This is a genomic window from Flavobacterium bizetiae (genome assembly GCF_024271895.1).
Classification (GTDB): Bacteria; Bacteroidota; Bacteroidia; order Flavobacteriales; family Flavobacteriaceae; genus Flavobacterium; species Flavobacterium bizetiae.
On record NZ_CP091861.1, the window covers coordinates 5104018 to 5119242 of the forward strand.

Consider the following 15225-nt stretch of genomic DNA (forward strand, 5'->3'; position numbering starts at 1 on the left):
TTTTAATAGCTATGATATTAAATCAAGTAAATTATGGCAGCAACAAAACCATTGATCAAAAAAGGCATTTTTGCCTTGGTCCTTTTAGTAATTGCAGTAGGCTTTTACTACCTCACGATTTGGGTAACGCCCTATTACGTGCAACATAAATTTGCCGAAAAAACGCTGGGCGTTGTCAATACGCCGCAATTTGGAAATCAGCCTGATGCTGAAAACAGCAGAGTAATTCCGCTACCTAATCCTGACTTTTTGTATTCGAAAATCAATTATGATTTGAAAGAAAATGTATTGAAAATTTCAGGTATTGTACCCGATTCTACTTATTGGTCGATCTCGGCTTATCAGGAAAACACCACTAACTTTTTTGTAGAAAACGAAGAAAAAGTAAAAGCAAAATTCGAATATTATTTAGCGCCTGAAGGAAGTACTGCTGAAGTTTTGAAAAAGATTCCGAAAGAGAAAATCATTTACAGTCCAACAACAAAAGGATTGATTCTGTTTCGTTATTTAGTTTCGAAAGCTTATCCGGTAAAAACATTGGCAGAATTGCAGCACGGTGTTACGGTAGAGAAATTAGGGAAGTAAATGTGAGCTTTGTCATGGGACGCAGATGACACGGATTTGCTTTGCAAAAACGCGGATTTAAACGGATTTTTTTTGTTTTAATTCGAAAAAATATCACTGGTAAAAACGAGTAACTCGACAAAGAATGTCTTAGCCCCGATAGAAGTGGAAATCCTTTTGTGGCGGGGTTCGCCACAAAAGATTGGAACGGATAGCGGGATTAGCTCCTAAAAAAAAATGTACATATCAGCTTAGACAAAGTAACCACAAGGCTTGTCATTCCGAGGAACGAGGAAACTCCGCGAGTAACTCGACAAAGATTGGCAATTACTAGACGGAGCTACTTGCGAAGATCCCTCGTTCCTCGGGATGACAAAAATGAGGGAAGTATTGAGAAATCAAAATATTCAACTTAAAATCAAATAAAAATGGCTTTAAATCAAAAAATTAAAAAGATAGGTCTTGCCGTGGCATTGATCATTCTGGCTATTGTATTCGGAAGCGCCGTTGGCGTTTATAATATTAAATCCGGAAAAAGCGATTCGCAACGCATTATTGGCAACTGGCAAACTGTTGATAAAGACAAAGACCTCAACTCGGCCGATTTACTTACAATTGCACAAGTGGCAGTTTACGGTCCTTATGCCCTGACTAAAAAAGAAGTGATTTACTTAAGTACAAATACTGATAGCGAAGGAAATGCAATAGATCCTAAAGCGGATTATGTAATTAGCGGGAAAAAACTTGATGCTAAATACTGGAGTATCACAGCATATGACGAAAATGGTTTTTTAATTAAAAACCCAATCAACAAATACAGCTATAATCTTGAAGATGTAAAATATGAAGCGGATAGTACTTCGTATAAAATCAATCTTTCAGGGACTGAGAAAAAAGAAAACTGGTTGCCTATCACGAATGTTCAGAAAGCAAGTTTAATTATTCGTTTGTATTTACCATCTGAAAAACTGAGAGAGAATTTAACGGTTGAAGCACTTCCAACCATTCAAAAAGTAAAATAAAATAGTAATAAGGATTATAACAAAATTTGAAAAATCTTATAAATAAAACTCGACTAAATCCATAGAATTAGAAGTTTATTTTATTTATTTTTACGTTTACCAAAACATACTGATTTTCAATAGGGTTATAAACATAAAAATTAGAAATCATGAAGAGAGTCGACTTTGAAATAATAGGGAAAAAAATCGTCGTAGGAACGATTGTTTTTTTAGTTCCGCTAGTCATTTTGGCGGGAGGTTTAGCACTAATTAGTAAATTTTTAAAATAAAAAATCATGGCAATAATAGATCACAATTCAAGAGGCAGATTAACGAGAGATTTAAGCATTAGTTTCTTAATATATTCATTGCCAGTAGTGGCAATATTTTTGTATTTTAAACTCACAAATGGCGTTGTAGCAGAGTCACATCTTACATTACCATCGTTTTTAGAATTCACAAAACCTGCTTTCGAAAACATTCGCACCTGGGGATTAACCGCTTTTATGCTCATTCTGGGAACTATAGAATTTATAGCGGGTTTGTACGATGACGAATGGACAGGCGAAGAACGCAAAGTAGATATTGTTTGTTTCTTAGCGCCAAAATTGCTTTTACCACCTGTAATTGCTTTTTTCAGCTTAACAGCCTTGCCTTATTTAATCCCAAATTTGGCGAACTCACTTTCATGGGTTCCGTTTTGGGGAGGATTTTTCCTGATCGCAATCGCCGATGATTTAACACAATACTGGTACCACCGTTTGCATCATCAGATTCCGTTTTTATGGAGATTTCACAGAACGCACCATTCGGCTCCGTATATGGGAATGGCGATGGCATCAAGACAAAACTTTATCTATACGGTTTTCTTTTCTCAAATTTATCTAACCGCTACATTAACGTATTTAGGTTTAGGATTACCGGCTTTATTTGTTTTGGTGATTAAAAGTTTTATCACTCTTGGAGCACATTCTAGTATAAAATGGGACAAACCTTTTTACAAATACAGAATATTACATCCAATTGCGTGGGTTCTTGAACGCTTAATCTCCACTCCTGCAACGCATCACGCACATCACGCAGATACAAGCGGCGATGGTGTTGGACACTTTAAAGGAAACTTTGGTAACATGTTTTTTATCTGGGACGTAATTTTTGGAACGGCTTTAATTACCCGTAAATATCCAAAATCATACGGAATGAAATCGTACAAACAAGAAGAATGGTACGCACAATTTTTGTGGCCAATATTTAAATCTAAAAAAGAAGGAAGTGCTTTGGCAGAAGGAGTTTTAGCCGTTCCGGTAAGAGCTAAAGCAGAGACAGTTGTTGCTTCGGCACCTATTTATCAGGAAGAACCGGTTCAAGTATAAGAATATGAAAAAAAATAAAATAACGACGCTTTTAGTAGGTTTCGCCATTGTTGCCCATGCACAAGCGCCAAAACAAGCGTCAACTTTTACCCAAAAATCAAATGAGGCAGTATATTCAAAGTTAAACTTTGATGATACTGCCGATTTTACCGATGCCAAAAGAGGCTTTATTGCCACTCTTGCTGATGGTAAAATTCTATCTAAAACCGGAAATGTTGCTGTAAATCTAAATGATTTTGCTTTTATAAAAGGTAAATCTCCCTCCACGGTAAATCCTGCTTTATGGCGTCAGGCGCAACTTAACAACATCAACGGATTGTTTAAAATTACCGATGGCGTTTATCAGGTTCGTTCTTTTGATGTCGCCAATATTTCGTTTATCGAAACCAAAACCGGTTATGTAGTTATTGATGCCTTAACGATTGGCGAAGCTTCGGCAGCGGCATACGAATTGGTCAAAAAACATGTTGCCAATAAACCTATTCTTGCGGTAATTGTTACGCACAGTCACGGCGATCATTACGGAGGTTTAGAAGGTTTGGTTGCAGCAGAAGATATCAAATCCGGAAAAGTAAAATTCATCACGCCAAAAGGCTTTTATGAAGAAGCTGTAAGCGAAAATGTACTTTTAGGAAACGTAATGCGACGAAGAGCCGGATATCAATTTGGTTTAAGTTTAGAACGAAGCGCAACAGGTCAGGTCGATGTAGGTTTAGGAAAACCGTTTTTATCAGGAGGTTCTTCCTCACTTTTACAGCCTAATTTTGAAGTCGAAAAAACAGGACAAAAAATTACCATTGATGGTTTGGATTTAGTTTTTCAGCTTACGCCGAATTCTGAAGCTCCGGCCGAACTAACGGTCTTTGCTCCTGCTCAAAAAGTGTTCTTTTCTGCCGAAATCGCAAGTCATACCTATCATAATGTTTTAACGCCTCGTGGAGCAAAAACCAGAGATGCAAAAGCCTGGGCAGGATATCTGGATGAAGCTATTGATTTATTTGGAGATAAAACCGAATTCATCGTTCCGTCGCATACCTGGCCGGTTTACGGACATGACAAAGGAATTACTTTCCTGGAAAAACAAAGAGATTTATACAAATACGTACACGATCAAACCGTGCATCTTGCCAACAAAGGTTTGAACAAAGACGAGATTGCCGAACAAATAAGACTTCCTGCCGAATTAGGCAAAGAATGGTACAACCGTGATTTTTACGGAACGGTAAAACACAATGCCAAAGCAACGTATCAGTTTTATTTAGGCTGGTGGGACGGAAATCCTGCTGATTACGATAAACTACCTCAGGTAGAATCGGCTAAAAAATATGTAGAATGGTTTGGCGGTGAAGAAGCAGCTTTGAAAAAAGCAACCGAAAGTTTCCAGAAAGGCGAATACCGTTGGGTTGCCGAAGTTTTGAAACATGTAATCTTTGCCAATCCGGAGAATGTAGCTGCTAAAAATTTACAAGCCGATGCTTTCGAACAAATCGCCTATCAGAGTGAATCCGGAATTTGGAGAGATTTATATTTATCCGGAGCCAAAGAACTTCGCGAAGGCGTAATTGTTCCTAAAAACCCGGTAAATCGTGCCGCAGGATTTTTATCTACCCTAACTCCTGAAGCTATTTTCGATTATTTATCAGTTACTGTCGACGGAACAAAAGCAGCCGGAAAAGACGTGAAATTGCGTTTCATTTTCCCTGAACTGAATAAAAACATCTTGGTTTATCTTAAAAATGGCGTTTTGCACCAAAGTCAAACCCGACCAAATGATAAAACCGAATTTACCCTAACCATCCCAAAAGCCAAGTTTGTAACCCTATTATCAAATCCCGAAACGGCAAGAGAAATTCTGACTTCAGACGGCGTTAGTTTTGAAGGTGATCCGTTTAAATTCAGAGAATTGGCAAGTGTTTTTGAACCTGCAAATCCGTATTGGAATATTGTAACCCCTTAAAACCAAAATGATGAAAAATAAAATATTTAAAAATAGTATCGCAACCGCAATCTTGCTTTTTACAGTTGCAGGTTTTTCTCAGAATAAAAGTTCGAATACCGTTTCGTTAGACGTGTTTTACAGTAAAATTCAGAACGAGAAAAAGCCACAAATAATTGATGCCAGAGGTCCTGAAGAATTTGCTTTGAATCATATTAACGGAGCAGTAAATTTTAATCTCGAATCTAAAGATTATGCTGCACAAATAGCAAAATTAGACAAATCGAAACCTGTTTTCACCTACTCTATTGGCGCGGGAAGAAGCGTTTGGCTGGCCGATGATTTATTAAAAAAAGGTTTCAAAGAAGCTTACAGTCTTGAAGGCGGAATCGCCAACTGGATTGGAAACGGAAAACCTTTTTACGCCAATTCTAAAAGCAAATTGACGCTAGCAGAATACAAAAAAAACATTGCCGAAAACAAAGATGTTCTGGTAGATATTGGTTCAATATATTGTGGTGCTTGTAAAAAAGTGAAGCCTGTTTTAGAAACCCTCAAAGCGCAATACGGTTCTAATTTAAAAATCGTAGAAATCGATCTTGAAGACAGTCCGCAAGTAATCGCCGATCTAAAAACCGTAAAAGTTTTTCCGACTTTAATTTTATACAAAGACGGAAAAATTGTCTTTAAAAAAGAAGGATTAGGCGATCTGAAAAATGATGTTGATCTGGCTTTAGCGGTGAAATAAAAACGAATCTTTTTTTTCAGGAGCTAATCCCGCTATACGTTCCAATCTTTTGTGGCGAACACCGCCACAAAAGGATTTCCACTTCTATCGGGGCTAGGGCAATCGTTTTCATAAGAGCATTTTTCGTCTTGTTTGTCATCCCGAGGAACGAGGGATCTTCGCAAGAAACTGACACATGCAGAGCTACTAACGGAGATCCCTCGTTCCTCGGGATGACAAAAATGAGCATAGATCTTTGTCAAAGTTTTAAACTTTGACAAAGATTTTTACCAAGTCAATCATTTCCAAAATATAAAATAAAAACCATGGCATTATCCAAAGCAAAAAAAATTATCCTCCCCATAGTAATTGTACTTTTTCTGTTGGCTGTATTTTTATTCTGGCCCATCAATACTGACGGAACATTAATAAAACCGGACCAAAAATTACTGGAAGGAAAAAAGGAATTCCTGGCTGAAAAAGTTTCTACAGACAGTTCCTTTAAAAAACCTAATATCATTATTATCCTCGCTGACGATTTAGGTAAATATGATATTTCATTATACGGAGGAAAATCGATACCAACACCTCAGATTGATTCTTTGGCGGCTTCCGGGGTAACTTTTCAGGACGGTTATGTTTCCGCTTCGATTTGTTCGCCTTCGCGCGCGGGTATCCTAACCGGACGTTATCAGGAACGCTTCGGACATGAATTTCAGCCCGGAGATCGTTATCCAAAAAACAATCTGGAATATTACGGATTCAAGTATTTAATCAATACCAATAATTGGCGATTAAACCCAAAAATCAATTACCCAAACGAAGCTTCGATTGCGACGCAAGGTTTGCCACAATCTGAAATTACGTTTGCTGATCTCGCCAAAAGAGAAGGTTATAGCACAGCAATTATCGGAAAATGGCATTTGGGTCACAACAAAGGATTTTTTCCTTTAGACCGAGGTTTCGATTACCATTATGGGTTTTACCAGGCATTCTCGCTTTATACTCCAGAAGATGATAATCCGGATATTATCAACCATCATCACAAAGATTTTACCGATAAAATGATTTGGGGAAATGGTCGTGTTGGTATCGGACAAATTCGTCGTGATACTACCATCATTCATAACAAAGCCTATCTAACCGAAACATTCGCTGATGAAGCCGAAGCTTTTATTGATAAAAACAAGAAGAAACCTTTCTTGCTTTACGTCCCATTTAATGCGCCACATACGCCTTTTCAGGTTCGCAAAAAATACTACGATCGTTTCCCGAACGTAAAAGACGAAAATAAACGCGTTTATTTTGCCATGATCAGCGCACTTGATGATGCTGTGGGAAGAATAAGAGCGAAAGTCAAAAAAGAAGGTCTTGAAGATAATACACTCATCATTTTTGCCAGCGACAACGGTGGCGCCGATTACACTTTTGCAACTACAAACGCGCCTTTAAAAGCCGGAAAGTTTTCTCATTTTGAAGGCGGAGTAAATGTTCCGTTTGCACTTTCGTGGAAGGGAAAAATCAAACCGCATACGATTTATAAAACTCCGGTAAGTACATTAGATATTTTCGCTACGATTGCCGCGGCGATACATTCTGATTTACCAAAAGACCGTGTTTATGATGGCGTTGATCTTGTAAGTACCGTAAACGAAAATAAAGAAGCACATAAAAATTTATACTGGCGTTCCGGTGATGCAAAAGCGATTAGAAGCGGCGATTGGAAATTAATCATCAGCGGGAAAACGCACGAAGAATGGCTTTATAATTTAGCTGCAGACAAATCTGAAACAACAGATCTGGCTCAAAAAAATCCTGAAAAAGTAAAGGAATTACACCTTGCTTTACAAAACTGGGAAAAAGGTCTTGTAAAACCTTTATGGCCAAATCTAACGCATTATGAGTTTGATTTTGGCAAACAAAAATATTTTGTTGATTTATAGTCAGCATCATACAAACCCGACAGGTTTTAAAAACCTGTCGGGTTTAACTCAATATCTCTTTTTTACATCGATTCTATGAATTGCCTCCAGCTTTAGCTGGAGTTTAAAAATGAAGATATTCAAAGGCTTTAGCCAAATAAAAGTTCGGCTAAAGCCAATTTCATTAAAATAACAATAATCTCCAGCTAAAGCTGGAGCCTATTCAAAAAAATTAAAACCATTAAATAATACCATGTCAACCCCAACCAAATCATTCAACATTCACGAAGACTGGACTGTCGTAATTCTCGGATTTATAATCATCGGGATTTCTCTTTTTGTTTTTCTTCCCGAAGTTCCCGTTTTCAAGTGGTCCACCGGAACCGATTTATTCCAGGATGTATTCGATTTTGAAAATCTGAAAATCCTCGGATTACAATTTTTATACCTGATTTCTATCGGAACTTTAGGCGCATTTTTGATCGGTAAATCAGTAAAATACTTTTTATTGGGCTTTCCTGTGGTGTATATTTTAACCGTTATCGCACTCATTATTGCAGGAAATACCGAAGTAAAAGGACTGAATCTCGAAGCTGTAATCTTCAGTTTAGCGATTGGTCTCGCGATTGGCAATTTCTTCAAACTTCCGGAATGGTTTCGATCGGCACTTTCTACAGAAGTTTTTGTCAAAATAGGATTGGTATTATTAGGAACCAGCGTGATCTTTTCAGACATTCTAAAAGCAGGTTCTTTAGGATTAATCCAAGCTTTGGTTGTCGTTTTATCCGTTTGGTATTTTGCTTTTTGGTTGTGTAAAAAACTAAAAGTCGACGACGAATTGACTATGATGATTTCGAGTGCAGTTTCTATTTGTGGCGTTTCGGCTGCGATTGCCACGTCGGGAGCGATTAAAGGCGATTCGAAAAAACTGTCTTATGTTATTTCGATTGTTTTGGTAACCGCAATTCCTATGATGATTTTCATGCCAATAATTGCTAAATATTTCAATTTCCCCGAAGAAGTTACCGGAGCGTGGCTTGGCGGAAGTATTGATACATCTGGCGCGGTAGTAGCTTCTGGTTCTTTGGTTGGTGAAACTGCTTTGAAGATTAGCACGATTGTAAAATTCTCTCAAAATGTATTACTAGGAATCGCCGCTTTTGCCATCTCAGTTTATTGGACGTATACCCACAACAAATCGGCTGAAGCTGTTGAATCAAAACCCACTTTGAGTGTTATTTGGGAACGTTTTCCAAAATTCATTATTGGCTTTATTGCCGCTTCATTGTTGTTTTCTTTCCTGCTTACTTCTGAAACCCGAGATGGCGTAAAAGATAGTTTGAAGAACCTGCAAGGTATTTGGTTTGCTTTGGCTTTTACAAGTATTGGTCTTGAAACGAATTTTAAAGATTTGTTGAGTAATAATAGCCGTAAGCCTTTGTATGCGTTTTTAATCGCACAATTATTCAATGTGATTATCACGCTGATTATTGCGTTTTTGTTGTTTGGTAAATAAGCACAATCATTGTCATTGCGAGGAACGAAGCAACCACACTAACAATTTACATACAACATTTGACTTTGCAAATGAGGTTGCTTCGTTCCTCGCAATGACTTTGCGCAAAAAAACTTTGTCAAAGTTTGGAACTTTGACAAAGTTAAAACAATGATGTTCAATAAAAGTACCCACAAGCTTGTCATCCCGAGGAACGAGGGATCTTCGCAAGTAGCTCGACAACGATTATCGCCATTTCTTTGCGGAGTTTCTAGTGTGATCCCTCGTTCCTCGGGATGAGAAACAACACGAAAATATTATTATGAAAATGATGCCCCTAGCCCCGATAGCAGTGGAAATCCTTTTGTGGCGGTCCCGATGGCTATCGGGAGCCACAAAAGATTGGAACGGATAGCGGGATTAGCTCCTGAAAAAAAATGGTCTTATTATAAAAATCAGCATGACAAAAATGAAAAAGATGAGATAAAATCCATTTCTACAATATGAATAAATTAAAATATCAACTATAATGAAAAAAACAATTATTACGCTAAACCTGCTGCTATCAGTTGTTTTAGTTTCGGCACAAAACAAAACAACTTCAGAAAAACCGAATATCATTTTAATCATGGTCGACGATATGGGTTATTCTGATTTAGGAAATTACGGTTCCGAGATTAAAACACCCAACTTAGATAAATTAGCCAGCGAAGGTTTACGTTTACGCGAATTTTATAATAACTCGATTTGTGCACCAACGCGCGGATCCTTGCTTACCGGACAATACCAACACAAAGCCGGAATGGGATTTTTTGATGTCAATTTGGGTTTACCTGCATATCAGGGTTATTTAAACAAAGAATCTTTAACATTAGGCGAAGTTTTCCGTTCGGGAGGTTACAGCACTTTGCTTTCCGGAAAATGGCACGTAGGTTCTGAAGATCAGGCGCAATGGCCAAATCAAAGAGGTTTTGATAAGTTTTACGGAATCCTGAAAGGTGCGTCGAACTATTTTGATACGAAACCGCTGCCTTTTGGTAAAACGCCTTATCCGGTAAAACTGATTCGCAATAACGAGGAATTACATCCTAAAGATGATTCGTATTATTTTACAGATGAAATCGGGAACAATGCCGTGACTTTTTTAGACGAGCAGAACAAAGAAAATAAACCGTTTTTTTTGTATTTGGCTTTTACGGCTCCGCATTGGCCATTGCAGGCAAAACCGGTTGATATTGCAAAATACCGGGGCAAATTTGATGAAGGCTGGGATGTTTTGAGAGAAAAAAGAATTGCAAAACTAAGAGCAAACGGAATATTACCGGCAGATCAAACGGTTTCTCCAAGAGATCCTGAGGTTCCGGAATGGAGCAAACTAACGTATGACGAAAAGCAATTCTGGAAAGCTAAAATGGAAGTTTACGCCGCAATGGTCGATAATATGGATCAAAATGTGGGGAAAGTTCTGGAGAAATTAAAGACTTTAAAAAAGGATAAAAACACGCTTATTATTTTCATTTCAGACAATGGTGCGCAAGGTGGTTTCAATACTTATAATCCGTTAGGGAGAGGTTTGGTTCGAAACGACGGACCAGTTGGAACTTCGGGATCGTTTGATTATCAGGAACAAAACTGGGCGTATTTATCGAATACTCCGTTGCAGCAATATAAAAATAATATGCACGAAGGCGGTTTCAGTTCTCCGTTTATTGCGTGGTTTCCATCAAAAATAAAAGCGGGTAGAATCGATAAAGGAACGGGGCATATTATTGATCTTGCTCCTACTTTTTACGAATTGGCCGGAATAGAATATCCCAAACAATATAATGGTGTGACGACAAACCCCTTGGTTGGAAGCAGTTTGTTGCCTGTTTTATTTAATAATGTTTCGCAGGTCGATAGAGGCGCACCATTATTTTGGGAAAGAGCCGGAAACAGAGCCGTAAGAGATGGTAAATGGAAATTGGTTTCGACTTATCCGTCTTACGAATGGGAACTTTACAACATCGAAACCGATCGCGGCGAAACCACGAATGTCGCACAACAAAATCCGGGAATTGTGAATACACTTTCGGCAGCTTATTTTGATTGGGCAGATAAAACCGGAGTGGTTGAATACAGTAAATTCAAATTAAAAACGGAGGTAATGCCAGGCGGCGCAGCTTTGAAGAAGTAATTGGTAGGAATTATTTTTATTCGATGTTGAAAATTTTTCACGCAGATTGAGCAGATTTTATTTTTAATCTGTTTAATCCTTTAATCTGTGGCTTTAATTAAAAAAAACATAGAAACTTCACGAAATAATTGACTCAAAAAAGAGCATTTTATTTACATAAACTACTTAAAGACAGAAAAATAAGTATAAAAATTTAACCAATACTTATTTTTTTGTTTTTTTTATTTCATCAACTAAACACTCAAACAATTAAAAATCAACACATTAAATACAATACCATTTCACACATCACCTCTTTCCTCCTTACTTCTTCAAATAAAATTTAAAAAACTTTTGGTTTTTATTAGATTAAATTTAACTTTGTCTATAGAATTAGTAGAGTTTAAAACCAAAAGAACTACATTTTGAAAACAACCGAAAGCATATCATTTTACATTCTTCCAAAAAAATATACTTATAACACCTTTTGTTATATGTGCTTCTGTTGTTAATTCCCTCACATCCTATTCGTTAAAAATCGATTTTCATCCAAAAAATCAGCATTTTAAAAACGAACTTTCTTAAACCTCAACGGTTTTCTTATTGAATATTAAACAATCATTTTGCTGCATTTTTTGCATCAGCAAGGATTATCACGCATAACTATAAATCATCCAAAAACAATAATTTAATACGAACAAACATGACACAAATACCACTACAAAACTGCTCCTAAATATTTCTGCGGCAACAGAAATGGCTAGGCTAAAAGAACATTTATCACTAAATCAAAGAATGCAGAAAGGATCGTTTTAATCCAACTTTCCGGCATTCTTTAATTACAAAAAATCAATAACCAAGAATGAAAAAAAATACCAAAATTATTTTATGGATTAGCATTTTGTTCATCTCCATAGGACTAAATGCTCAAAATACAGAACCAAATATTCAATCGAAACTAAACGGAACGATTGTAGATCAAATATCAAATCAACCTATTATTGGCGCTTCGGTAAACATAAAAGGAACTACACACGGCGTTGAAACGGATATTGACGGAAAATTTTATTTCCAGACCGGACAAAAATTCCCTTATACCTTAGTCATTAATTACATTGGTTACAATTCGAAAGAAGTTGTAGTAGACGGAAGTCCTGTTGTGATAAAACTAACAGAACAAGTTGAAAAACTAGACGAAATAGTAGTTGTAGGTTATGGCACATCGGCTAAAAAAACCTTTACAGGAGCAACTTCTAAAATCGATGCAAAACAAATCGCCAATCGTCCGGCACAAAGTTTTGATCAGTTACTAGGCGGTCAGGCTTCAGGATTAAACATTGTACAGCCCAGTGGATCTCTAAACAATACTCCGGTAATCAGAATTCGAGGGATCAATTCGATCACAAGTTCGCTTTATCCTTTAATTATTGTTGATGGTGTTACGGTTTTTACCGGAACTGCCGGAGGTGCGATTGGTAACAACCCGTTATCTGACATTAACCCAAATGATATCGAATCGATTGATGTTCTAAAAGATGCATCGGCCGCAGCGGTTTACGGATCTCGTGCAGCAAATGGCGTTATCGTGATTACCACTAAAAAAGGGAAAAAAGGAAAAGTAAACGTAAATTATGATGTTTGGGTAAGCTGGAATAAAGCAACGAATTTACCTAAACTTTTGAATGCCGAAGATTATGTAAGCATTAAAAACGAAGCCAGAACAAACGCGGGACTTACGCCTGGTTTTGCTTTAGGACAAAATGCTGACGGATCGACAATAGGAACCAATTGGTACGATGTGGCATATCATACCGGAGTTTCTCAAAATCATAATCTTAGTTTTTCTGGCGCAACTAATTCTACGAGTTATTTTATTTCAACCAATTATTCGAATCAAAACGGAATCTTGAGAACCAATGAATTCGTACGAAAAGGGATTCGTTTAAATTTTGAACATAAATTAAACAACGCCTTAACTTTAGGAACGAATTTTTCTTATAACAACTCTCTAAATTCAGGCCCTAATTCAGGATCTTCGACACCCAACTCGATCGGATCTTCGGGAGGAAATGCTGTTAACACACAATATATTGGTTTACAGCCTTTAGGAAGACTTACGTATATTTTACCATCAAACGTTTCGGTTTACAATCCTGATGGTTCTTATAACATCAACCCGAGTAACGGAAATATTGGATACGGTGCAAACAGTCCTTCATTGGGAGTTTTTAATGCCTACAATTTGCAAACGATTTTAGATTTGGATAAAAATACTTCTGAAAATAACACTTTTATTGGAAGCATTTACGCAGAACTTGAAATCATCAAAAACCTAAAATTCAAAACGGTTTACGGCATCAATAATTTTGTGGTAGAAAACAAAGAATTCAGAAACCCGTATAGCGGTGACGGTTTTTCGACTAAAGGTGCTGCAACAAACTCTAACACAAAATATTCAAGATCAAACTGGACGAATACCCTTACCTACGCTACTGTATTCGATCAAAAACACAGTTTGAAAGTACTTTTAGGACAGGAAAAAAACACTCGCGAAATTGACGGTTGGGGCGCTATAAAAACAGGATTAACAGATCCGTTTTTTACCAGTTATCAAGGCGGATTTACAACCATTGCTCCTGGCCCTTCTGTTCAGACCGAAAATGTATTGCTTTCTTATTTCAGTAGTATTGCCTACGATTATGACAAAAGATATTTGCTGAATCTTAACTTTAGAAGAGACGGATTATCCGCTTTGGCATCTGGAAATAAATGGGGAAATTTTGGAGGTGCTTCTGTAGGATGGAATATATCTGAAGAAGATTTTTTCAAGAGTTCTTCTATAAAAAATGTTTTAAATGCCTTTAAAGTTCGCGCAAGTTATGGCGTTGTGGGTAACAGCGAATTAAATGATTATGCTGCTTTATCTCAATATTCGGCAGGGACTTATGCAGGAGTTCCAACACTTAATTTTTCGCAGTCCGGAAATTCAAACTTAAAATGGGAAACGAGCAAAAAGCTTGATTTCGGAATCAACTTCGGATTGTTTGATAACCGCATTACTGTTGAAGCTGATTATTACAAAAACAACATCAACGATTTGATTTTGAATGCGCCTCAGTCTTTATCACAAGGAATTCCGAACAACTCTATTGCAGCAAACGTGGGTTCTTTATACAACAAAGGTTTTGAACTTAGTGTAAATGCAAACATCATCAATGGTAATGATTTTCAATGGAATGCCAATTTTAATTTGTCGACCATCAAAAATAAAGTGACTTCTTTAGGCGGATACGGAGATATTTATCCAACGGTTTTAAGCACTTTCGGAATTCAGAATATTACAAGAGAAGGTTATTCTGTAGGATCTATTTTCGCCGTACCAACGACTGGCGTAAATCCTGAAAACGGAAACCGTGTTTATGTAAATGCCAATAACGAAGAAGTACAATACAATGCACTTACAAAAGCTTTTACGTATTTAAATGGTGCTACTGCTCCGGCAATCGACAACTATCGTGACGGGCGTATTCAAGGCCCTTCATTACCTACTTATTATGGCGGATTAAACAATAATTTATCGTACAAAAATTTCGATTTAACGATTGGTCTGACTTTCTCTGGCGGAAACAAATTGTACAATGGTACAAGATCGACTTTATCTGATCAGCGTTTCTTTAACAACGGAACTTTTATAAAAGACCGCTGGACAACACCCGGACAAGTTACAGATGTTCCAAAATTAATTTACGGAGACAGTTTCTCAGGAGGTTTCTCTTCCAGTAACTCTGCTTATGTAGAAGATGGTTCTTACTTAAAAGTAAAAAACATCATTTTAAGCTATAGAATTCCGGTTAAGAACGAATTGGTAAACAAATACATTTCGTCAGCAAAAGTATATGCGCAGGGATCTAATTTACATACCTGGACAAAATATCGCGGATCAGATCCGGAGATTTCAATCAACGGAAACTCAATCAATTCAGGAAAAGATCAAAACGTACCGGCCAATTCAGTAGTATTCACTTTAGGACTTAATGTAGGATTCTAGACAT

The 15225-nt window shown here is 37.1% G+C and carries 9 protein-coding genes; all 9 read left to right on the forward strand.

Translation table 11 applies throughout. The features are described 5' to 3' along the window. Positions 1 to 33 precede the first annotated feature (33 nt). The 9 genes from L0669_RS20975 (at position 34) to L0669_RS21015 (ending at position 15221) form a co-directional block, all read left to right on the forward strand. Positions 34 to 585, forward strand: coding sequence for a DUF1254 domain-containing protein (locus L0669_RS20975; RefSeq protein WP_263759819.1), 552 nt, complete (start codon positions 34 to 36; stop codon positions 583 to 585). A gap of 407 nt (positions 586 to 992) precedes the next feature. Continuing rightward, complete coding sequence (locus tag L0669_RS20980) at positions 993 to 1586, forward strand: DUF1214 domain-containing protein (protein WP_263759820.1); 594 nt, start codon at positions 993 to 995, stop codon at positions 1584 to 1586. Positions 1587 to 1861: 275 nt separating this feature from the next. Then, on the forward strand, positions 1862 to 2938 hold the full coding sequence (locus tag L0669_RS20985) for a sterol desaturase family protein (RefSeq protein ID WP_263759821.1): 1077 nt from the start codon (positions 1862 to 1864) through the stop codon (positions 2936 to 2938). A gap of 4 nt (positions 2939 to 2942) precedes the next feature. Next, the gene (locus tag L0669_RS20990) at positions 2943 to 4895 is read left to right on the forward strand and encodes an alkyl/aryl-sulfatase (RefSeq protein WP_263759822.1); all 1953 of its coding nucleotides are present in this window, start codon (positions 2943 to 2945) and stop codon (positions 4893 to 4895) included. Positions 4896 to 4905: 10 nt separating this feature from the next. Then, positions 4906 to 5622: a thioredoxin domain-containing protein gene (locus tag L0669_RS20995; protein ID WP_263759823.1), complete on the forward strand. Its 717-nt coding sequence runs from the start codon at positions 4906 to 4908 to the stop codon at positions 5620 to 5622. A 305-nt stretch (positions 5623 to 5927) separates the two neighbouring features. Beyond that, on the forward strand, positions 5928 to 7544 hold the full coding sequence (locus L0669_RS21000; RefSeq protein ID WP_263759824.1) for a sulfatase-like hydrolase/transferase: 1617 nt from the start codon (positions 5928 to 5930) through the stop codon (positions 7542 to 7544). Positions 7545 to 7776: 232 nt separating this feature from the next. Next, on the forward strand, positions 7777 to 9039 hold the full coding sequence (locus tag L0669_RS21005) for a YeiH family protein (protein WP_263759825.1): 1263 nt from the start codon (positions 7777 to 7779) through the stop codon (positions 9037 to 9039). Positions 9040 to 9547: 508 nt separating this feature from the next. Further along, positions 9548 to 11194: an arylsulfatase gene (locus L0669_RS21010; RefSeq protein WP_263759826.1), complete on the forward strand. Its 1647-nt coding sequence runs from the start codon at positions 9548 to 9550 to the stop codon at positions 11192 to 11194. A gap of 841 nt (positions 11195 to 12035) precedes the next feature. Next, positions 12036 to 15221, forward strand: a complete 3186-nt coding sequence (locus L0669_RS21015; RefSeq protein WP_263759827.1) for a SusC/RagA family TonB-linked outer membrane protein — start codon at positions 12036 to 12038, stop codon at positions 15219 to 15221. Positions 15222 to 15225: the final 4 nt, after the last annotated feature.